The organism is Sporosarcina gallistercoris (genome assembly GCF_014836415.1).
In the GTDB taxonomy this organism is placed as follows: domain Bacteria; phylum Bacillota; class Bacilli; order Bacillales_A; family Planococcaceae; genus Sporosarcina; species Sporosarcina gallistercoris.
Map to the genome: position 1 here is coordinate 1 of NZ_JACSQY010000007.1, position 20,472 is coordinate 20,472.

Annotated in this window: 22 protein-coding genes; 8 read left to right on the forward strand and 14 right to left on the reverse strand. The window is 46.6% G+C overall.

Going from position 1 to position 20,472, the window contains the following annotated elements; genetic code table 11:
• Window positions 1-99 precede the first annotated feature (99 nt).
• From H9659_RS09960 to H9659_RS09980, 5 genes are read right to left on the reverse strand one after another with little or no spacing between them, the layout of a single operon-like run.
• A complete protein-coding gene (locus H9659_RS09960) occupies window positions 100-480 on the reverse strand; it encodes a DUF423 domain-containing protein (protein WP_191690030.1) in 381 nt (126 codons plus the stop codon).
• Window positions 481-509: 29 nt separating this feature from the next.
• Window positions 510-821, reverse strand: a complete 312-nt coding sequence (locus H9659_RS09965; protein WP_191690032.1) for a YwdI family protein — start codon at window positions 819-821, stop codon at window positions 510-512.
• Complete coding sequence (locus H9659_RS09970; protein ID WP_191690034.1) at window positions 818-994, reverse strand: uracil-DNA glycosylase; 177 nt, start codon at window positions 992-994, stop codon at window positions 818-820. The genes H9659_RS09965 and H9659_RS09970 overlap by 4 nt, the downstream gene beginning before the upstream one ends.
• A gap of 41 nt (window positions 995-1,035) precedes the next feature.
• Window positions 1,036-1,719 carry a uracil-DNA glycosylase gene (locus tag H9659_RS09975; RefSeq protein ID WP_191690341.1) on the reverse strand — a complete coding sequence of 228 codons (684 nt, stop codon included), beginning with the start codon at window positions 1,717-1,719 and terminating at the stop codon, window positions 1,036-1,038.
• Window positions 1,719-2,501: a DUF4230 domain-containing protein gene (locus H9659_RS09980; RefSeq protein WP_191690036.1), complete on the reverse strand. Its 783-nt coding sequence runs from the start codon at window positions 2,499-2,501 to the stop codon at window positions 1,719-1,721. The genes H9659_RS09975 and H9659_RS09980 overlap by 1 nt, the downstream gene beginning before the upstream one ends.
• Before the next feature lie 150 nt (window positions 2,502-2,651).
• Here H9659_RS09980 and H9659_RS09985 point away from each other — a divergent pair, with 150 nt between their 5' ends.
• The 5 genes from H9659_RS09985 to H9659_RS10005 all read left to right on the forward strand — a co-directional run bounded on the left by H9659_RS09985 (window position 2,652) and on the right by H9659_RS10005 (window position 6,497).
• Window positions 2,652-2,900 (forward strand): hypothetical protein, encoded by a 249-nt coding sequence (locus H9659_RS09985; protein ID WP_191690038.1) that lies wholly within the window; start codon window positions 2,652-2,654, stop codon window positions 2,898-2,900.
• 73 nt (window positions 2,901-2,973) lie between these two features.
• Window positions 2,974-3,807 carry a bifunctional hydroxymethylpyrimidine kinase/phosphomethylpyrimidine kinase gene (gene thiD, locus H9659_RS09990; protein ID WP_191690040.1) on the forward strand — a complete coding sequence of 278 codons (834 nt, stop codon included), beginning with the start codon at window positions 2,974-2,976 and terminating at the stop codon, window positions 3,805-3,807.
• Between the two features lie 126 nt (window positions 3,808-3,933).
• Window positions 3,934-4,284, forward strand: coding sequence for a YojF family protein (locus H9659_RS09995; RefSeq protein WP_191690042.1), 351 nt, complete (start codon window positions 3,934-3,936; stop codon window positions 4,282-4,284).
• A 20-nt stretch (window positions 4,285-4,304) separates the two neighbouring features.
• Complete coding sequence (gene bshB2 / locus H9659_RS10000; RefSeq protein ID WP_191690044.1) at window positions 4,305-4,973, forward strand: bacillithiol biosynthesis deacetylase BshB2; 669 nt, start codon at window positions 4,305-4,307, stop codon at window positions 4,971-4,973.
• A gap of 168 nt (window positions 4,974-5,141) precedes the next feature.
• Window positions 5,142-6,497 (forward strand): YjiH family protein, encoded by a 1,356-nt coding sequence (locus H9659_RS10005; RefSeq protein WP_191690046.1) that lies wholly within the window; start codon window positions 5,142-5,144, stop codon window positions 6,495-6,497.
• Window positions 6,498-7,034: 537 nt separating this feature from the next.
• Here the strand turns inward: H9659_RS10005 and H9659_RS10010 are convergent.
• Window positions 7,035-7,979, reverse strand: a complete 945-nt coding sequence (locus H9659_RS10010; RefSeq protein WP_191690343.1) for an L-threonine 3-dehydrogenase — start codon at window positions 7,977-7,979, stop codon at window positions 7,035-7,037.
• 188 nt (window positions 7,980-8,167) lie between these two features.
• Between H9659_RS10010 and H9659_RS10015 the strand changes: the two genes are divergently transcribed.
• Both H9659_RS10015 and H9659_RS10020 read left to right on the forward strand, forming a co-directional pair.
• Window positions 8,168-8,836 (forward strand): hypothetical protein, encoded by a 669-nt coding sequence (locus H9659_RS10015; protein ID WP_191690048.1) that lies wholly within the window; start codon window positions 8,168-8,170, stop codon window positions 8,834-8,836.
• A gap of 11 nt (window positions 8,837-8,847) precedes the next feature.
• On the forward strand, window positions 8,848-9,018 hold the full coding sequence (locus H9659_RS10020) for a hypothetical protein (protein ID WP_191690050.1): 171 nt from the start codon (window positions 8,848-8,850) through the stop codon (window positions 9,016-9,018).
• Window positions 9,019-9,073: 55 nt separating this feature from the next.
• Here the strand turns inward: H9659_RS10020 and H9659_RS10025 are convergent, their stop codons facing one another.
• From H9659_RS10025 to H9659_RS10060, 8 genes are all read right to left on the reverse strand, one after another.
• Window positions 9,074-10,264: a glycine C-acetyltransferase gene (locus tag H9659_RS10025; protein WP_025785528.1), complete on the reverse strand. Its 1,191-nt coding sequence runs from the start codon at window positions 10,262-10,264 to the stop codon at window positions 9,074-9,076.
• 72 nt (window positions 10,265-10,336) lie between these two features.
• Window positions 10,337-11,410 carry a hypothetical protein gene (locus H9659_RS10030; RefSeq protein ID WP_191690052.1) on the reverse strand — a complete coding sequence of 358 codons (1,074 nt, stop codon included), beginning with the start codon at window positions 11,408-11,410 and terminating at the stop codon, window positions 10,337-10,339.
• Between the two features lie 86 nt (window positions 11,411-11,496).
• Complete coding sequence (locus tag H9659_RS10035) at window positions 11,497-12,129, reverse strand: YczE/YyaS/YitT family protein (RefSeq protein WP_191690054.1); 633 nt, start codon at window positions 12,127-12,129, stop codon at window positions 11,497-11,499.
• 572 nt (window positions 12,130-12,701) lie between these two features.
• Complete coding sequence (locus tag H9659_RS10040; protein ID WP_191690056.1) at window positions 12,702-13,175, reverse strand: aminoacyl-tRNA deacylase; 474 nt, start codon at window positions 13,173-13,175, stop codon at window positions 12,702-12,704.
• Between the two features lie 64 nt (window positions 13,176-13,239).
• Window positions 13,240-13,821 (reverse strand): hypothetical protein, encoded by a 582-nt coding sequence (locus tag H9659_RS10045; RefSeq protein ID WP_191690058.1) that lies wholly within the window; start codon window positions 13,819-13,821, stop codon window positions 13,240-13,242.
• A gap of 79 nt (window positions 13,822-13,900) precedes the next feature.
• Window positions 13,901-16,072: a DNA topoisomerase III gene (locus tag H9659_RS10050; RefSeq protein WP_191690060.1), complete on the reverse strand. Its 2,172-nt coding sequence runs from the start codon at window positions 16,070-16,072 to the stop codon at window positions 13,901-13,903.
• 115 nt (window positions 16,073-16,187) lie between these two features.
• Entirely contained in the window at window positions 16,188-16,751 is a 564-nt protein-coding gene (locus H9659_RS10055) for an NADPH-dependent FMN reductase (RefSeq protein ID WP_191690062.1), read from the reverse strand.
• 68 nt (window positions 16,752-16,819) lie between these two features.
• On the reverse strand, window positions 16,820-18,772 hold the full coding sequence (locus H9659_RS10060; RefSeq protein WP_191690064.1) for a cation:proton antiporter: 1,953 nt from the start codon (window positions 18,770-18,772) through the stop codon (window positions 16,820-16,822).
• Window positions 18,773-19,412: 640 nt separating this feature from the next.
• Between H9659_RS10060 and H9659_RS10065 the strand changes: the two genes are divergently transcribed.
• Window positions 19,413-20,465 (forward strand): hypothetical protein, encoded by a 1,053-nt coding sequence (locus H9659_RS10065; protein ID WP_191690067.1) that lies wholly within the window; start codon window positions 19,413-19,415, stop codon window positions 20,463-20,465.
• Window positions 20,466-20,472 lie beyond the last annotated feature (7 nt).

Genomic DNA, 20,472 nt, shown 5'->3' on the forward strand with positions numbered 1-20,472 from the left:
ATCGCCGGTTCAATACCGACAATTGGCTGCATAATAAGGTGTTTTTTACTTGTCTCAAAAAGGTTAGTCAGTGCCGACGCTGCAGGTGGTTTCATTTCATTAATTTCCAAACTTCGCAGCTGCCACAATCAGCATAATCCAGCCGGCGATAAATGCAACGCCGCCAATCGGTGTAATGGCACCGAGGATTCCGATTCCCGATAGACTTAATACATACAGGCTTCCTGAGAAAATGATGATCCCAGCTAACAGGAGATATCCTGCCCATGATAGGGCGGTCGATGAACCGAACAGCGCCGGACTCATCAGAATTCCGATCGCGAGCAGTGCGATTGCATGGAACATTTGATAATGGACCGCTTTCTCCCAAACATCCAAGTAATGTGCAGATAATTTGTCAGCTAGTGCATGCGCGCCAAACGCTCCGAGCGCAACAGCAATCGCCCCGTTTACTGCACCTGCAATAATGAAAAATGGCATAGGTTATCCCTCTTTCCGATTAGTTTACATTAAAAATCAAACAGCGAGCCGCCGTTTGCATCTTCTTCGTCTAAAACTTTTCCTTCAAGACCAGATTGCATAGGAGCGGAGTATGCCTCTTTTGCGGGTGACATTCCGATTGGAGGCACTCCCTGAACTGGCCTATTCTCTTTCAACTCACCATCACGGAATGGCGGCTGTGGAGTCTTCTCTCCAAGTATCAAACCGCATAGCGACTGCATTGCAGCAATCGATTCGCGCATCGCGGCTTCATCAGAAGTCGTTTTCGCATTCGTCAGTTGACGTTGTAGTTCTTCCAGAATACGATTTGTTGAAATCATGCGCCACCGCTTCCTTTCTTCGGTTCAAACTTCATGCATTCCAATCCTGAGGAACGCAGAACCACTGCAGAAGGCAGCTCGCGCGTTTTAAATCCATACGCTTTGCAGCCCCGGGGGTGTTTCTGATCCCACGTTACGTAGAAATGACGGCATTGAAAACAATTCACAGCCATGACAGCGGCCCCCTTCCTTCATTCAGGATTCAACTCATTTTCTACAGTTCTGTTCTGCACCAATCAATCCCGAGTTCTCCCCACGAAGCAAGCTGTTCGTTCGTTTTCGAAAACGGACGCGACCCGAAGAATCCTCGATTCGCACTGAGTGGACTTGGGTGCACTGACTCAATCGTAACATGCTTTGTCAAATCGATGAGACGCTTTTTCTCTTGCGCAGGGCGCCCCCAGAGGATGAACACAATCGGCTCGTCGCGGTCCGACAGCTTCCTGATCACCTCATCTGTGAACGCTTCCCACCCTTGCTTACGATGAGAATGGGCCTCCCCCTCCCGGACAGTCAATACGGTGTTCATCAGAAGCACGCCTTGCTCCGCCCATCCTAGCAAGGAACCCGATTCAGGGATCGAACAGCCGATATCGCTAGCAAGTTCTTTAAAAATATTGCGCAAACTAGGTGGTTTTTTGACACCGGGTTGGACCGAGAAACTTAAGCCATGTGCTTGGCCTTTTCCGTGGTAGGGATCTTGTCCCAAAATAACCACTTTCACCGATTCATAGGGGGTACGCTTAAATGCATTCCATATATGATCCATCTCCGGATAGACGATGTGCTCTCCATATTCCTTCTTCAAAAACTCACGCAACTGCGCATAGGATGGGGCTTCAAATGCTTCTTGAAGCACTGCATCCCACTGACTTCCGAATTGTGGTTTCAACTTGATCACTCCTCAAACTGGATTGTCACGTCGTATCCCGCCAGTGAAAACATTTCACGGAGTGTTTGTTCCGCATTTTTTTCGGCAGTTTCCAACACACCTTGACCAGCGCTCTCTTCGCGGATCAATCTCTTTGCTTCTTCTGCAAGTTCATACGCTTCTTCGATGTCGGCTTTCTCTCGGAATACCCCTTCAAACGAGTACACTTCGACCTGGTCAAAGAAGATTTCGGCGCCCCCAAGGAATTCGGGTTTCGGCAACGTGAGTGTCGCGGTTTTTTTCCCCTCATTGATGTCCAGGTCTTTCTTGCTTAATGTCGATAAATCCACGCCTGCTTTGATAGCTCCGGGGATTACGACGAGCAGCTGCCGCTGTGTCCCTGGGAGGTTCAGTCCGATACTTTGTCCGAACAGCTGGTTATCTTGACGTTCAATAATGACTTTCGTATAGGCTTCCGCCGTCGCCATTTCATTCAAATCCTGAATTTGTTCTAAGAAACTTGTTTTCTGTTCGGTGAATGTGCTGCCTTGCTTCAATAGATAGAAAGCGATAAACGGCAGTGAAGCGACAAAGAGAATGACAATCAATGCAATTATGAGAAACGATTTGCGCCATAGCGAGAAGAAAAGTGTGAGAATGTGCCATAGACTTCTGCGCTTCTTTTTCGGACGGGCGAATGCTTCATCCACCGTGACCGCACTTTCTTTGTCCGAGGCTTTCAACTCTTTCAATAATTTCTCGATTTCTTCCAGTTTCCGCTCGTCATTCGATTTGTTGTCGTTCTTCATGTCAGCCCTCCTTTCCAACAGCGATTCTAGCTATTGGTCTTTCTTTATAGTCGATAAAAAACAGCCTTAATCAGTACGTACAGTTTGCAGGAAAGTTCCCGTGCAGACAAGCAATCCGGCATGGTATGATGGCGCGAAGGAGGGATTGCCTTGTCTAACGTTCCGATCCGTGAAAAAGTAAAGCGTATTGCAGAAGCCGCAAAAGATGGAGAATCGTATTCTGAGTCCTCAAAAAGTGCAGGAATGCTTTTCTTTTATAGCATCTTCGGCATCGCTATGTTGTTTCTCATTGCGCTAACAATCGGTCTCGCACAAGGAGGCCATTATATAGGAAGTGCAATTTGTCTCGTCGCAGGAGGGGGGCTTGGATTCATCCTCCTCAAGCTGGCACGGGCATAATTCGCACAATTTGTATTTACTTTTCTGTTTGAGTACACTTAAGTATACCCTATTCGTAAAGGAGTCCTCTACAATGACGTTGAAAAAGACATTGACAATTGCAGGATCAGATACATCCGGCGGTGCCGGCATTCAGGCGGACCTCAAAACCTTCCAGGAACTCGGTACATATGGGATGACGGCATTGACAGTGGTTGTCACAATGGATCCGGACAAGCATTGGAGCCATAATGTCTACTCCCTTCCGATTGATGTGATTAAATCGCAAATCAAAACTGCCCTTTCCACTGGCATCGATGCCATTAAGACAGGCATGTTAAGCACGGAAGAAGTCATCCAGACTGCAGGTGAAGCGATTGCAGAATCCGAGCTTTCACACGTCGTGATCGACCCCGTCATGGTTTGTAAAGGGGAGGATGAAGTCTTGAACCCCGGAACTGTAGATGCCATGATCGAATACTTGCTTCCGCGTGCTGAAATCGTGACGCCGAACTTATTTGAAGCGGGTCAGCTTGCTGGCATGAAAACCCCCGGGACAATCGAGCAGATGAAAGCGGCAGCTGAGAAGATCCATTCCCTCGGTGCACGCAATGTCGTCATTAAAGGCGGCAAGCAGCTGCAGCACGATAAAGCAGCAGACTTGTTCTACGATGGAAAAACCCATCTTTTGTTGGAATCCGAAAAAACGGATACCCATTACAACCACGGAGCAGGCTGTACGTTTGCCGCAGCGATTACAGCAAACCTAGCAAATGGGCAAGATATTAAAGAGGCAGTGATTGAAGCGAAAGAATTCGTTGCAGCTGCTATAGCGAACGGCTGGAAATTGAACGAGTATGTAGGACCTGTTATGCACGGTGCGAAAAACCGTTTTGGCGGATCTGAAATCACGACAACTGAAGTGTAATATTTTCAAGCACAGGGGGACATGTCCTTCTGTGCTTTTTGTTGCTGAAACGGCATAATCGCAATTGCTTCTCTTTCCGGATATAATTGAAGGCAGAGTAAAAATACAGCCAGAGGAGGAAGACATGTGGAACTTGTACAACGAGATCAGCTTCAACGCCTGATCGATTCCTTTGCGGGCAAAGATGTCTACATTCATTTGGAGACGACAAACGGCTCCTATGCTGCGCATTTTCAAGAAGGTTTCTTTAACGCAGGTGCGTTCATCCGCAATATTGTTGTAAATTATGAACTCGGAAAAGTGGCGGGCGACTCCCCTCACCGTATCGGATTAAAACTGCCTTCAGGGTGGATTTACGCACAAGGGATTACACACTGTGAATTGGACGAACACGGACGTCTGCTAATGGCAGGTCTAGGGCCGGATGGCAAATTGGCCGTTGCCTTAGAAATTAGCGAAACTCCGTTCACGTATTAATAAAAGGAGGTCCAATAGAGATGGAAAAAGAACGTCATGTATTAGTCATTTTCCCACACCCGGATGATGAAGCATTCGGTGTTTCAGGAACAATTTCAACTTATATCGAAATGGGCGTCCCTGTGACATACGCTTGCTTGACACTCGGTGAAATGGGACGCAATCTTGGAAATCCTCCATTTGCCAACCGCGAAACGTTACCGATGATCCGTAAGAAAGAGCTGCAGGCATCTGCAGACGCTATGGGACTAACGGATCTACGGATGATGGGTCTACGCGATAAGACGGTAGAGTTCGAGGATGATGAAAAAATGGTGAAGCTCGTTGCAGATTTAATCGACGAATTGAATCCTTCCCTGATGATTTCGTTCTATCCAGGATTGTCTGTTCACCCGGATCACGATGCTACTGGACGCGCTGTAGTCGAAGCGATTAGAAGAATGGCAGAATCTGAGCGTCCGAAATTGTACACGATTGCGTTCGATAACAAGACAGTTGAGCAAATCGGGCATCCCGATGTACACCATGATGTGTCAGGTGTGACTGAGAAAAAGCTGGGAGCCATGAATGCCCATGCATCTCAAACCGTTTGGATGATGGAAGATATGCAAAAACGTCTGGACGCGCAGGAACCTGATGCGTTAAGATGGTTAAAGACAGAACATTTCTACACATATTCCTTTAAGTAAGGAAACCGCTTTCAAACGCGGTCACGCCCGGATCGCTAGTTTTCAACTACTGAATCCGGGTATACATATAGGGCTTTGGAGAAAATTTCTTGTTTACTTTTTGATATTCATTCATTAATATGAATAAATATACATAGTATGCATTACTAATTAAGAAGGAGCTCATTCATGAAAAAAGCGTCTTTATCCAACTGGCTATTGTTTTTAGTTCCATCCATTATCGGAGTCATCCTCTTCATGATTCCACTGAAGATCGGCGACGGCTGGAAAGTCCCGATTGCGTTTCTGGCAGATAAACTAGCTGGTTTTGTAGAACCTGCAATGCCGTTTGCCGCAATGGTGCTCATTATCATTTCTGCTGTAGGTTCGGTAATCTTCCTATTCATCCGTAAAGACGAAAGCACGAAGCCTCCTTTCGTTCAAACGTTGTTCAAAGTGACACCGTTCTGGACATTGACGCGCGTAGTCGGTGCGGTTTTCGCTGTCATGGTGACATACAAACTCGGGCCTGAAGCGATTTGGAGTGAAAACACAGGTGGATTGTTACTGTCACCTGATGGGCTGGTTTCGTTCTTATATACCATTTTCCTATTCGCAGGTTTGTTCTTGCCGTTACTATTGAATTTTGGATTGCTTGAGTTCTTTGGAACGATGATGGTGAAAGTCATGCGTCCGTTGTTCAAGCTTCCGGGGCGATCTTCCATTGATGCTTTGACGTCATGGGTTGGAGACGGGACAATTGGCGTCCTGTTGACGAGCAAGCAATACGAGGATGGCCATTATACGAAACGGGAAGCAGCCGTAATTGCGACGACGTTCTCAATCGTCTCGATTACATTCTCTATTGTTATCATCACTACTGTCGGTCTCGAAAACTATTTCGTACCGTTTTACGCAACGGTTGCATTGATCGGACTCGTTCTCGGTTTGATCATGCCTAGAATTTATCCTCTTTCGAAGAAACCGGATGAATTCATCGATGGCTCGCCGCAGACAGGAACCGAAGAAAGTCTGCCTGAAGGATATAATGTCATCTCTCATGGACTGGAAAATGCGCTCGCGACTGCGGATAAAAACCGTTCTCCAGGTAAAATGGTGAATGAAGGGTTCCGCAACGTTCTAGACATGTGGATCGGTGTAGCACCGATTGTTATGGCGTTCGGTACGATTGCGACGATGCTCGCAGAATACACAAGTATTTTCACGATTCTCGGAAAGCCATTCGTTCCGTATTTGAATCTTCTCGGTATTCCACAAGCAGCTGAAGCCGGTTCTCTGATGGTTGTCGGAATTACAGATATGTTCTTGCCTGCTCTTCTGGCAGAAGGTATGATCTCTGATCCGATTACACTATTCACCGTGGCGACCATCTCTGTCATTCAGCTCATTTACTTGTCAGAAGTCGGAGGATTGATTCTCGGCACGAAGATTCCGGTCAACATCTGGGATTTAATTGTGATTTTCTTACTCCGTACGGTCATCGCGCTGCCAATCGTAGCAGGCGTTGCACACTTGTTATTTTAATGGAAATTAGAAACTCCGTCACGCGGCTGCGTGGCGGAGTTTGTCGTTTTAGGGGAGATCTATGAGTGCTTTCCATAGGTTATGATCACTTTTCATGATTTATGAGCGTTTTCTCACTGTTATGATCACTTTCTGCGATTTATGAGCGTTTCCCAACGGGTATGATCACTTTCTGCGATTTATGAGCGTTTTCTCACGGGTATGATCACTTTTCGCGATTTATGAGCGTTTTCTCACGGGTATGATCATTTTCCGTGATTTATGAGCGTTTTCTCACTGTTATGATCACTTTTCGCGATTTATGAGCGTTTTCTCACGGGTATGATCATTTTCCGTGATTTATGAGCGTTTCCCAACGGTTATGATCACTTTTCATGATTTATGAGCGTTTTCTCACAGTTATGATCACTTTCCATGATTTATGAGCGCTTTACAAAGGTTATGATTACTTTACACGATTTATGATCACTTCCCTCATACTTGTTCCGAGCAAAACCCCCGCAGGCTAGTAAAAACTGGCAAGCGGGGGTTCATATTTTAGGCATTCACTTTTTCGCGGATCTTTTCCAGCATATCTGCGACCATTGAATCGAGATCGTAGGTGGCTTTGAAACCCCATTCGGATTCTGCGACAGAGATATCGAGAGAGTTTGGCCAGCTGTCTGCAATCGATTGGCGAACCGGATCGACGTCGTAGCTGATTTCGAACGTCGGAATGTGCTTTTTGATAGCAGCCGCGAGTTCAGATGGTTCGAAGCTCATCGCTGTTACGTTGAATGCATTGCGATGTTTCAAGTTCGCTGCATCCGTTTCCATCAAGTCCACGATCGCTTGGAGCGCATCTGGCATATACATCATATCCATGTAAGTGCCTTCTGCGATGAACGACGTATACTTACCTTCTTCTACAGCTTTATAGAAGATATCCACCGCGTAATCTGTTGTTCCTCCACCTGGTTGCGCAACATATGAAATAAGTCCAGGGAATCGGACACCACGCGTATCAACGCCGAACTTTTGATAATAATAATCACATAGCAATTCGCCAGCCACTTTGTTGACGCCATACATCGTCGTAGGACGCTGGAACGTATCTTGTGGCGTGTTGTCTTTCGGTGTAGAAGGTCCGAATGAGCCGATTGAGCTTGGCGTGAAAAACTGGAGGTCGAGCTCACGTGCTGTCTCCAGCGCATTCACGAGTCCTCCCATGTTCAAGTTCCATGCGAGCATCGGATTCTCTTCCGCCTTTGCAGAAAGTAATGCAGCCATGTGCATCAGCGTGTCTGCCCCGAATTCTCTTGCAAGTTGAGTCATTTTTTCTCCGTCTGTGACGTCGAGAATTGCAAATGGTCCGTTCATTTCTGTTTGCGGCTCACGAATATCGGTTGCCAACACATTTTCAGTACCGTATTCAGCCCGTAGCTTGGTGATTAGTTCCGAACCGATTTGACCGAGTGCTCCAGTCACCATAATCTTTTTCATCATGTATTCCCCCTATGAATGATTGTCTTTTTGGAGAGGACAGTTGGTATTCATCAAATAAAATAACAAGTTTCAATAGCTGAAACTGATTATAAACTGTTCTGCTGAAAAACACAATTCTCCTACTGGCAATCCCTCTCGTTATCGGAATTGTATGTTATAATGAAGGTAACAGGAGGGTATGTAGCTTGAAAGATAATCCATTTCTCATTGGCGGTGTATCCCGCTGGCTGTTACTATTTGGTGGCGGAGTTCTCCTCACCGTCGTTCTATTGTTTCTGAACATTCCTTTTTGGGCAGTATTCGTTATTGTCATGGTTGTGTATATGGCTAGCACAATGGGATGGCCTGTTTATATTATTTACGTGACGAAAGATATGAAAAAGATCGATGCATTTCTAACAAAGAATCGTACCAATGCCATTTTCGCTTATGGCTATGCAATCTCCCATGAATCTGACGAAAAGATCATCGAGACGATTGAAACCATTTTACAAACCTATAAACAAGCTAAAGTCCAAGCAATTTATGGCGCGAATCTTGCTGTTTGGCAACAAGATGCTGAGGCACTCCATCGAATCGCCATCCATCTGCCTACAGCCGATTATGTGAATTATTATACGGCCAGTGCACTTTTGATGGAAGGGAATATGGAACGTGCTCAAACTCTCCAAACCTCTATTAAAAAACCGTGGATGAAACACGCGCTGCAAGCTAGTATAGCCAAGGAGTCGGGCGATCAAACCGCCTATCGACGGGAAGTGGAATTAGCCACTTCCAACGCACGCGGTGTTCAGTATTATGTATTGGTTTCTCTGTTCCAACGCGAAGACCAAGTATCTCCCATTATTCAATAGGAGGGATGGCCATGATTTACGAAGAAGAGACTTACGTAGAGCTGCATGACGGTCGTAAAGGACTTATTGTACTTGTCCGATCTGATGATCGCACCCAATATGATATCGAACTTGCACACGGTGAATTGACGACTGTGTATCACGAAGAAGTCGCACGGCGTGTTGAAATGCCAACGAAATAAAAGCAGTCTGGAAAGGATAACTCCCTTTCCAGACTGCTTTTTTATTCAAATTCCATTACTGAATAACGCCAAGTTCTTTGCCGACTTTTTCATAAATCTTAAGTGCATCGTCGAGCATTTCTTTCGTATGGGCTGCAGTCGGCATGTTGCGAACGCGGCCTGTCCCTTTTGGCACGGTCGGAAAGACGATCGATTTTGCATAGACGCCTTCTTCCGCAAGTCGTTTCGAGAATTGCTGTGTCAGTTTTTCTTCTCCGATAATACATGGAGTAATCGGTGTTTCAGAATTCCCGATATTGAAGCCGAGTTTTTTCAAGCCCGCTTTCAAATAGTCTCCGTTCTCCCAAAGCTTATCGTGCAGTTCAGTGGACGCACTGATTTTATCGAGCGCCCCCATAATTGCTGCAACGTCACCTGGTGGCACTGCTGTAGAGAACAAGAATGGACGTGAACGGACTTTCAGCCAATCGATCAGTTTTTGTGTTCCGGCTACATAACCGCCAACGACGCCCACTGCTTTTGAGAGTGTTCCCATCTGCATGTCGATTTCTTTTTCAAGACCGAAGTGCTTCACAGTACCTTTCCCTTTACCTGTGACGCCTGAACCGTGCGCATCATCTACGTATGTGATGAGGTCGAATTCTTTCGCGACTTCAACAGCACCCGGAAGGTTTGCGATATCCCCATCCATCGAGAATACGCCATCCGTAATGTACATGACTTTTCCGTATAACCCTGACTCTGTCGCTTCTTTTGCTTTCGCACGCAGATCATCCATGTCCTGGTGTTTCACACGGATGATTTTTGCGCCTGATAGACGGCAGCCGTCGATGATCGATGCATGATTCAATTCATCTGACAAAATCGCATCATTTTTATTCATGACTGCAGAAATTGCGGCCATGTTGCAATTGAATCCGGATTGGAATGAAATCGCCGCTTCCGTCCCTTTGAATTCAGCAAGCTTTTTCTCAAGTTCGATATGGATATCAAGTGTACCATTGATGGTACGTACAGCTCCCGCACCGACACCGTATTTATTCACAGCTGCAATATTCAGCTTTTTCAAGTCTTCGTCTGTCGCAAGACCTAAATAGTTGTTCGATGATAAGTTAATGAGGTCGTTGCCTTTAATTTTAATGATCGGACCATTCGGACCTTCGACCGGCTCAATTTCGTTATAGAGACCTTGGTCACGAAGTTCTTGCAAGTTCTCGTCTAGAAATGCATTCAATATGTTAGACAAACTCATCTTCCTTTCAGACACGTAATGCTCTTAGTGTAGCATATTTGTGCCCTTCCCCCTAACTGAAGCGTGTTAAGGTGCAATGAGTTTTGTCAGCAGTTCCGCTTTTTCATGAAACGCTTTCAAATCCAGCGCGCTGTCCATCCCTGCGTCGATTTGACTCGACAAACGTGCATAAGATTGCATATACCCGGCCGCATTCGCAATTGTTTCTTTGTAGCGTGTGCGGATGCCATCGATTTCCTGCTCCGCCTTTTCGCTCGGCACACACATCTCAACGAGGTCCAGGATTTCATCGCCTTCTCGTTCTGCATCATAGACGTGGGGCTCCGTTGCATCGAAGATACAAACGGAAAGCTCAGGAAATTGGACAAGATCGATACTTCCCGTATCTAACCCGCACCAGCCATACAGCACATCTATCCCGCGTTTTTCCGCTTCCTCTCCAAGCGCTTTCATCATCGTGGACTTGCCGGTTCCTGGCAGGGCTTTGATCAACAGTCTTCGCTTTATGGATTTAGTGATGGACGGGATGAAGTCGTGCGCACCTTTTGAAGATAATGACCCAATGATGCGATGGGAAACGGCGGCATTTTTGTGTAAATCCAGTGAGCCGAATAAATCATTTGCGAGCGACTGGATTTTTGCTTCGTGTGCTGGCCAATCCATACGACGGATGTTGACGGTTTCCCATTCGTCATGGATCGCTTTCGCTTCAGAGAGTGACGCAAGTGCTTTTTCCAAGTAAGTGGCCGCCTCTTCGAGATGCCCCGCAATTTGTGGGTTGTTTTCACGTAATTTGGTTTCATCATAGACATCATAAAAACTGACTACGCGGTGCTTTCCACCAAGGTCTGTCGGCTCGAGTGGAATTGGATAGGAAGCTGAAACGTAAAAGAGCTCGGGCCCCTTCACGTAAATCCCATCCGTTTTTTCGATATGCAACGGGCTCCGGAAACGATCTACATCGTATCCTCGTTTTACATAGAAGACTGCAAGCTCATTCAATATGTTGGATAACGCAAAGGTGGGGGGTGATTTTATGAAGACAGTCGTCGCAGCTTGTTGAATGAGATGCTCGTACTTATGAGTCAGTCCCCCTCCGGTATAGGCCGTTCCCATTGATTCTGTTAATTTCCCGTTCATCGTGACCATCCCTTTCTGGTGTTCTTCAGAACAGCTTATGAAATGGCGACGAAAAAAAGCACAGCCACGGAGGACTATGCTCTTCATTATAATAAAACTTCACTATTTTCCTGCTTGGCCACTTTAAGTAACAACCGCTGGCATTGCGGCATTGCGTAATGAACGAATTGTCCAATCAGTAAGGCGATAAGCACAGTCCCGATTCCAACCGGTCCTCCGAGTGCCCACCCCAGCAGTGCAACAATAACTTCAATGGAAGTTCTCACGAGCTTTACACTGATATTGAACTTGTGCACGATGAGCAGCATCAGACTATCCCGCGGGCCTGCCCCCATATTCGGAGACACATATAGTCCGATCCCATAAGACATGATCACAACGCCTGTTACGAAAAACACGACTTGTGCTGCAATTGACGTCACATCCGGCAGCAGCCAATTGAATAGATCGATAAAAGTGCCGAGCAGCAGCATATTGAGCCATGTCCCATACTTCGGCCACTTTTTTTGCGCGGCTGCTGTAATGAGAACGATGAGCAATCCTGTGAGGATACTCCACGATCCAATGGACAACCCGATATTTTGATAAAGCCCGACGTGCAGGACGTCCCATGGACCAATACCGAGCAATTGCCCTTTGATGGTCATCGCAATCCCTAATGAGAGGATCATTTGCCCTACTATGAAAAAGATCCATCTCCACTGTTTTAACGTCATCATACACATTCTTCTTTCCACGAGCCGCTCTTTGAAGTAGCGGCGTATTCTCTAAAGGCAATTGTAGCATGTATGGCGCTTGTGGTGAGGGATTTCTGTGTTAGAAGTGGTGATTATGAGCGGATTTCTTCGGATTATGAGCGGTTCCGCTAGGTTATGAGCGCTTTTCTCGGTTTATGAGCGGTTTCGCTGCGTTACGAGCGCTTTTCTCGGTTTATGAGCGGTCCCGCTGAGTTATGAGCGTTTTTCTCGATTTATGAGCGGTTCTGCTGCGTTATGAGCGGTTTTCCCGGGTTATGAGCGGTTCCGCTGCGTTATGAGCGCTTTTCTCGATTTATGAGCGGTTCCGCTGAGTTATGAGCGGTTTTCCCGGGTTATGAGCGGTTCCGCTGCGTTATGAGCGCTTTTCCCGGGTTATGAGCGCTTTTCTCGATTTATGAGCGGTTCCGCTAGGTTATGAGCGCTTTTCTCGATTTATGAGCGGTTTCGCTGCGTTATGAGCGCTTTTCTCGGTTTATGAGCGGTTCCGCTGGGTTATGCGCGCTTTTCCCGGGTTGATCTAACTGCTTTAAGTTTCATTTACACAATTCCACAAACGAAGCACCCGTCACTTTCGCGTAATCTGCCGGGGCGAGTTTCATCTGGAAGCCTGGTTTCCCAGCGCTCGCGTAGATCAACGGTTTCGATTGGGCAGAAATGTCCAGGAACGTAGGAAGCACCTTCTTCATACCGATTGCCGAACATCCCCCGCGGATATAGCCCGTTACTTCTGTCAGTTGTTTGAGCGGAAGCATTTCCAATTTCTTCTCTCCGGCTGCGCGTGCCGCTTTTTTCAAGTCAAGCTCGCAGACAACTGGAATGACAAACACATAATGACGTGCCGTTCCAGCTGTCGTTACGAGTGTTTTGTAGACATCCATCTCGTCCCCGCCGTCTGCTGCAGCATTTGCCTCTTCTGACAGATCGCGTTCCAACAACTCATGGGGGATTCCTTCAAACTCCAATATGCGAATCGCATTGGTTTTAATATGTTTATTCTTCTTCGCCATAATAAGTGCCTCCCATTTTCCAATTCAAAAACCCGCCAATGTGTAGGCGGGTTGTCGATTTTGATCAAGCAATAAGTGAGTATACCGGGCTGGCTCCCATGTATCCATGCTGTTTCGCACTCGTTTGGATGGCATAAGCTGCTGCAGCTTGGTCATATAATTTGCGCATTGCGTCGGCCAGCGAGGAATCCGTTGCCGAATTCGACTGCTGTGGCTGAACCAATGAAGCTTCACGACTCGCTTCTGCTAGTTGTGCAGAGCGTAGGCGATCTTCCAATGCTAGCTGGGCCTCAGCTTCCATGATTTTAGCGGAAGCCGCTGCTGCCAGCTGATGGTCCACTTCAGATGAATCTGTTTTAGATAGTGCTTCGCTGCGCACATTCCGCCAGCTCGCAATTGTTTCTTCCAATGTTTCACCGAGCGGAAGTGCGACTTGTTTCAGTTGACCCGCACCCAGTTTCCGGAATTCTTGAGGCTGCGGATCTGCCTGAGTAGCAGTCAGCCGTTGCGCCAACTCATTCCGTTTAGCTTCGTTACCACCTGTATAATCCGCGTGACGGGCATAAGCCACTTCTGCAGAACGCTTTTTTGCATTCTCATATCTTGTATTTTCCGTAACTGCCGGATTTGTTGAAATAGAGACCATGAACTCACCCCGCCATTAATTAGTCTGTTAATTATACAGCTTCTTTGCCTTCGATTCATGAGGCAAACGATTTCAATTATTACTTGTCAAATAGTTTCTTTAGCGCATCCGCCATTGCCGTGTTTTCAGGTTCTTCATTCTCTTGCTTCTTAAGGTACTTCTGAACATCACGTTTGTCAGCCTTTTTACCTGTTGTTTGGGCTCTTCGTTTTTCAAATGAGGATAGCTTTTCACGATATCCACACTTACAAACAAAAATCTTACCGTCACCGTGTCCGCGGAGCTCCAATTTCTTCTTGCAATTCGGGCAGCGTGCGTTCGTCAGTGTAGAGATCGTTTGACGATGACCGCATTCACGATCTTGGCAGACGAGCAGTTTGCCTCGTTTTCCGTTCACTTCAAGCATCGGTTTTCCGCAATCCGGACACATTTTCCCGGTTACGTTATCATGTTTGAATTTCGTGTCATCCGATTTTATATCCACGATTGTCTTCTTCGAGAAGTCGATCATCGTGCGGATGAACTGATCTTTCTTCAGTTTTCCAGCTGCAATTTTAGATAAGTCGCTTTCCCATTCAGCAGTGAGTGCCGGGGATTTCAAATCTTCCGGGACCAGTTCCAACAACTGGCGTCCTTTAGATGTCGTGTAAATATCGTTCCCTTTTTTCTCTATGACAAACATGCCGAATAAGCGTTCGATGACGTCCGCTCTCGTCGCAACGGTCCCGAGTCCACCGGTTTCACCGAGTGTTTTGATCAATTCCTTGGACTCGCCAGCCATGAACTGCGCAGGATTCTCCATCGCAGCAAGAAGCGTTCCTTCATTGAACCGTGCAGGTGGCTTCGTTTTACCTTCTGTTCTTGAAAACGCACGGATCTGCAAAGTTTCTCCTTTTTTCATTGCAGGAAGTGCATCTGTGTCCGCTTCTTCTTCATCGGATGAATAGACCGCCTTCCAACCTTCGTCCGTCACGGTACGACCTTTCAATGTAAAGATTTCGCTGCCCGCCTGTAATTCAGCACTCAATTGTTCGTATTGGAATGGAGGATAGAACACAGCCAAAAACCGTTTTACGATGATGTCGTAGAGACGTTGTTCTTTGTCCGAAAGCGAATGCAAAGAAGGAGTTTCCTCCGTTGGGATAATCGCATGGTGATCGGACACTTTACTGTCATTGATCACACCTTTTTGTGGTTTGACAGGTCCTTTTCGGAGCAACAAATTGACAGCTTTCCGATAAGGGCCGATTTCCACCGCTTTGACGCGATCTTTCAACGTACTTGTCATATCCGCAGTCAAATGCTTGGAATCGGTCCGTGGATAGGTAACCGCCTTATGTCGCTCGTACAAGTTCTGCAAAGTCGATAACGTCTCCTTGGCGGACCATGACCAACGGCGATGTGCTTCTTTTTGCAGTTCAGTCAAGTCGAATAACGGAGGAGCCGGCTGAGATTTCGGCGTCGATTTCAGGTCGATGATCTTGCCCTCTGTGATGCCGTCCAACGCGTTCATTTTCGCATCGATGACGGTTTCATCGAAGAGTTGAGTTTGACCTTTCGTATCCCGCCATGTAAAACGGCCAGCTTCCGTTAGGGCTTGCATACCCCAGTACGGCTTCGGCTGGAACTTCTGAATCGCCCGTTCGCGTTCAGCAATCATCGCAAGCGTTGGTGTTTGCACGCGACCTGTTGAAAGTTGGGCATTGTGTTTAACTGTGAGCGCACGTGTTGCGTTAATGCCGACGACCCAATCCGCTTCCGCACGTGCAGCTGCAGCTTCATACAAGTTTTCATACGCTTTTCCGTCTTTCAGGTTGGCAAATCCGTCTTTGATGGCTTTGTCCGTTACGGATGAAATCCATAACCGCTTGATCGGCTTGCGGTTTTTCGCGAGTTCCAAAATCCATCGAGCCACGAGCTCCCCTTCCCGCCCTGCATCCGTTGCGATGATAACGTCCTTTACATCTGCGCGACGTAACTGTGCTTTGACCGCATTATATTGTTTCGAAGTCTGTTTGATAGGGGTGAGCTTGAATGGCTCAGGAATGATTGGCAGATGCTCCATTTTCCATTCTTTGAATTCCTGACCATACCCTTCAGGATCTGCGTGTGTCACTAAATGGCCCAGTGCCCAAGTGACGATGTACCGATCTCCCTCTAAAAATCCGTTCCCTTTTTTATGACAACCGAGCACACGGGCAATATCGCGTGCGACAGATGGTTTTTCTGCAAGTACGAGTGATTTAGACATCGTTTAATCCCCTTTCGTTCTTTCCATTATACGCAAGTTAGACGGTTTCTTCAGTTTTGACCATACGAAAAACGTCCATCCCGCGGAATTCCGCTCGGACGGACGTTCAAATTTGTTATTGTGCGTCAAGCATGCCATGGGTCAGTTCTTTACCCATTTCTGTATATTTCACGAAAACACGTGCTAATTCCTTCAATCGATCGTGCACATTTTCATCTATAATTTTACTGTTTTCGTCAAAATGATCACGATGCGTGTACACATAATTCGGTGTTACGAGGCACCGGAAATAGTCAAGAATCGGTTTCAACTGATTCTCTACAACGAGGTGATGCTGATACGTCCCCCCGTTTGCAACGATGGAAACGGGTTTGTAGCGCATCGTATGCGGATGCAGCAAATCGAACGCATTTTTCAGGACCCCTGGGATGGACCCTTGGAATACAGGCGTCGCAATAATATAGCCATCCGCTTCTTCAAACTTGCGGATCAGCTTTTTCATATCTTCATTATACTTTTCTGCAGGTCGCCCATCGACAAACTGGTGTTCATACTCCGAGAAATTCAATCTCTCTATCTCGAAACCGCAGCCTGTTTCTTCAATATACTGCTGCACCGCTTCGAGTACGACACCCGTTTTGTTGCCGATAATGGTCCCGTCCACAAACAAAACTTTCAAAATAACCGTACCTCCTAGTTATATTCTCACTCTACATCCTATCAGAATGTATGGGAATTTACTTGCAATTAGCTTGATGGACTTTTTGTCGGGCCGGCTTGGATCGAAGGGGGTGCTTCACCCGGAATCGGTGATTTCGTTTTCCCATGATCCTCACTGAAACGTTTCTCTATTTCCTCATGCCTAACGTCCGTCTCACCTTTTTCTTCAGCAATCCGCTCTATCGCACGTTCAATCTGTTTATTCGGATGGGATAGCGCAACAATCGTGTCTCCTGCTACTGCTTGCAGCTCTTCTTTCGGCGTGTAGAATTCGACGGTACCGTCTTCCCGTAAAATGTAGAGCAGTACAGATCGATCGTCCCGCTCACGCAAATATTGTGTGTAACTATACTGATGGGAGAGTACCGTTTTACGGAATACATGCCCAGAATTCATACGTTCCTCCAAATCATAGATCGATAACGCAGGAGTGAATAATGTGCGTCCACCTGTGACGTTAAACGATGCCACTCCATCCCCTACATGGAATGCTGTTTGGAATAAATTCTCACGTCCTATGTCGTACAGGAAATCCGCACAAATATGTGCATTGTACGTATCCGCTTTTGTCATCGCAAGCATGTATCGATACGGTGACAAATCCAGTGTATATTCCGTTTGCTCCGTCAAAATATCCCCTACATGACTGGACAACCCAAGTTTCCGCGCATGTGATAAGCCTGCCCAAGAAGTATCCATCAACAGTACTTCATTTCCAGTATCTTGAATGGACTGCGCCAGTTCTGCCGCGAATTTCGTCCCCCCGACGATGAGCACACCTGATTCATCAGTCGTCGTTAAATTGAGTCGCCGTGCAATCGGGCCAATCGAAAATCCATGCAGCACAACAGTTGAAAGCACAAGTGCAAACGTAAGGGCTGTAAGCAATTCAGCATCTTTGTAACCATTTTCAAGTAATATCGATGCGAAGTATCCCGATACGGTGAGTGCGACGATCCCACGAGGAGCCACCCAACCTATCAGATTCTTTTCCCGGTTCGACAAATCCGTACCTATAGTAGACACCCAAATCGACAATGGGCGGACGATGAATAACATCGCCAATACGTACGTGATGATACGCCAATCGAAAATTTCAATCAGTATATGAGGGTTTAACGATGCAGTAAGCATCACAAATATTCCCGAAATGAGAAGCACGGATATATTCTCTTTGAACTGGCGGATATCATGGATGGACGTCAAGTGCATATTGGCCATCACGATCCCCATCGCAGTGACGGCGAGCAATCCCGTTTCATGCATGAGTTCATCTGATAGGACGAATGCAAACAAGACAACCGCAAACAGTACGGGTGCTTTCAGAAATTCAGGGACATTCCCTTTTTCGAACGCACTACCAAGAATCCGGGCAGACGCCCAACCGATGAATACAGCGAAAATTGAAGCGACTACGAATAGTCCAAGCGCTGCGAGAGTAACTTGCCCATTGACGAATTTGATGAATTCAAAAGCGAAGACAGCAAGTAACGCACCGAATGGATCGACAATAATCCCTTCCCATTTCAGTAGGGCTGCTGGACGCGGCTTCAATTTCGCCTGTCTCAGCATCGGTAGAATCACCGTAGGTCCCGTTACGATAAACAGCCCGCCGATAATGAAGGCGACTGCCCACGAAAGTCCCGCCAAATAGTGCGCCGCAAGTGATCCGGCGATCCATGCGATGAATGCGCCAAACGTAACGATACGTGTGAGCGGCTTACTGAATCCTTTGATTTCACGGAAGTCGAGATTCAGACTTCCTTCAAATAAGATGATTGCAACCGCAAATGAGATAATCGGACTGAATAGCTCTCCTAATGTTTCTTTCGGGTTGATGAATCCGAATATAGGTCCGACGAGCAGACCTGCGATTGCCATAACGACAATTGCAGGAAGGCGATAGCGCCAGGCAACCCATTGCGAGAGGATACCAATCAAAACAACGAGCATAAGGTCTGCAGCTATAGATCCGAACATGGGATTTCGCCACTCCTATCGAGTTGAAATTTCGTACTAGTGTACCACAACTATTCTATGAAACCACTTTTTGAGGTTTTTCGGATGACGGGTCCCGAAATCTGTCCAACCCCTGGTTCCGCAGAGGAAATCACACGCTCTATACTGCACAATCTCTTGCCCAGTCAACAGCAGGCGCAGATGGTGCTCATAAGCTTTGAAAATTGATCATAAATCTCGGATTCTGCTCATAACTCCAGCTTTTTGATCATAAACCTCGAATTCCGCTCATAAATCCACCTTTGTGATCATAAACTTCGAATTCCGCTCATAACTCCAGCATTATAATCATAAACCCCGGATTCCGCTCATAACTCCAGCTTTTTGATCATAAACCCCGGATTCCGCTCATAAATCTAGCATTATGATCATAAATTCAAAATTCCGCTCATAAATCTAACATTATGATCATAAATTCAAAATTCCGCTCACAACTCCAGCATTATGATCATAAATCCCGAATTCCGCTCATAACTCCCACAAAATGATCATAAACCCACATCCACCCACAGTTCCCACCTGAAAAATCCTTTCCATACATTCCCTCATAACTCCCGTATCCTCTTCATAGACTGGGAGGTGAAGAGACTGCATAGAAAGGATGATTCCTATTACGACTCAAACAACTAAGCTGATTGCACTCTGTCTTTCATCTACAGAAGAAAAAAATGGCTATCCTTTACGGAGAGCGTTACGAATTGCTGAAGAACTATCTACTGAAGCAACGATTGTTTTCATTACAGATACCCCTAACCCCGACCTGCCGACTGCTTATCGAAGTATGGAGGCGAGTAACCATCGTGCCCTTCTTCAAGTTGTGTCCTTTTTGAAACCCGACCTACTCATTCGTGATACGGGCAGCACAGTAAAAGAAGAGGTCGAGGCAATTTGCAAGATCGTCCCCTCTATTTTACATTTCGATGATTTCGGCGAAGGCGGACATGCCGCTGACTTTGTTATCCAAACATTATATGGAGAAAATGCGACGGACGTGACTGATCAATTCAAAACGGGAATCCGGACGTTCATGCCAGATCCGCGCTGCGCTTATTTACGCACAAAGCGGGATCAGCAAACGTTTGGCGATCCTCCTCGACTACTTATTGCGTTCGGCGAGAAAGATCCGGGTAACTTGACGTTCCGTGCGTTCCGTCATGTAATGAACTTGCAAATACCTCTCAATGTAACGGTTTTGCTCGGGAAATCGTATGAACACGATGCAGGCACTCTTCAAATGATGGCGCTGAGCCGAAGGAATACGACTGTCAAAAAGGCTCCACACGATTTCCTCGATCTCTCAGCAGAAGCGGATATCGTCCTTTGCGGTGGAGGTTACATGCCATATGACGTAGCAAGCATCGGGGTGCCATGTATCGTGCTTGCACAAAACAGCTTCGAGTCCGAGCTGCAATTCCCCACTGACCGGGATGGATTCTCCCACTTAGGACTTGGACGCAAAGTGAAGCAATCCAACCTCTTGAACGCGATTATGGAGCCTTTGCTGCACGACTCCCTCCGAAAGCGCGACATCGATCGTCAGCTCGCTTTGCCACTCGGAGAAGAAGCAGACACCGTAGTTGAAACAGTTCGCTACTTACTCGATCACCCGAAGCGTTCAGTCCCCGGCAAACCCATACGCGATGTGGTAAACTGAGGGAAAA

What these genes read in the sequence shown, in the direction of transcription:
- H9659_RS09960 (WP_191690030.1), bottom strand. Translation starts at nt 480, where the DNA reads ATGCCATTTTTCATTATTGCAGGTGCAGTAAACGGGGCGATTGCTGTT.
- H9659_RS09965 (WP_191690032.1), bottom strand. Translation starts at nt 821, where the DNA reads ATGATTTCAACAAATCGTATTCTGGAAGAACTACAACGTCAACTGACG.
- H9659_RS09970 (WP_191690034.1), bottom strand. Translation starts at nt 994, where the DNA reads ATGGCTGTGAATTGTTTTCAATGCCGTCATTTCTACGTAACGTGGGAT.
- H9659_RS09980 (WP_191690036.1), bottom strand. Translation starts at nt 2,501, where the DNA reads ATGAAGAACGACAACAAATCGAATGACGAGCGGAAACTGGAAGAAATC.
- thiD (WP_191690040.1), top strand. Translation starts at nt 2,974, where the DNA reads ATGACGTTGAAAAAGACATTGACAATTGCAGGATCAGATACATCCGGC.
- bshB2 (WP_191690044.1), top strand. Translation starts at nt 4,305, where the DNA reads ATGGAAAAAGAACGTCATGTATTAGTCATTTTCCCACACCCGGATGAT.
- H9659_RS10005 (WP_191690046.1), top strand. Translation starts at nt 5,142, where the DNA reads ATGAAAAAAGCGTCTTTATCCAACTGGCTATTGTTTTTAGTTCCATCC.
- H9659_RS10010 (WP_191690343.1), bottom strand. Translation starts at nt 7,979, where the DNA reads ATGAAAAAGATTATGGTGACTGGAGCACTCGGTCAAATCGGTTCGGAA.
- H9659_RS10020 (WP_191690050.1), top strand. Translation starts at nt 8,848, where the DNA reads ATGATTTACGAAGAAGAGACTTACGTAGAGCTGCATGACGGTCGTAAA.
- H9659_RS10030 (WP_191690052.1), bottom strand. Translation starts at nt 11,410, where the DNA reads ATGAACGGGAAATTAACAGAATCAATGGGAACGGCCTATACCGGAGGG.
- H9659_RS10035 (WP_191690054.1), bottom strand. Translation starts at nt 12,129, where the DNA reads ATGATGACGTTAAAACAGTGGAGATGGATCTTTTTCATAGTAGGGCAA.
- H9659_RS10040 (WP_191690056.1), bottom strand. Translation starts at nt 13,175, where the DNA reads ATGGCGAAGAAGAATAAACATATTAAAACCAATGCGATTCGCATATTG.
- H9659_RS10045 (WP_191690058.1), bottom strand. Translation starts at nt 13,821, where the DNA reads ATGGTCTCTATTTCAACAAATCCGGCAGTTACGGAAAATACAAGATAT.
- H9659_RS10050 (WP_191690060.1), bottom strand. Translation starts at nt 16,072, where the DNA reads ATGTCTAAATCACTCGTACTTGCAGAAAAACCATCTGTCGCACGCGAT.
- H9659_RS10060 (WP_191690064.1), bottom strand. Translation starts at nt 18,772, where the DNA reads ATGTTCGGATCTATAGCTGCAGACCTTATGCTCGTTGTTTTGATTGGT.
- H9659_RS10065 (WP_191690067.1), top strand. Translation starts at nt 19,413, where the DNA reads ATGATTCCTATTACGACTCAAACAACTAAGCTGATTGCACTCTGTCTT.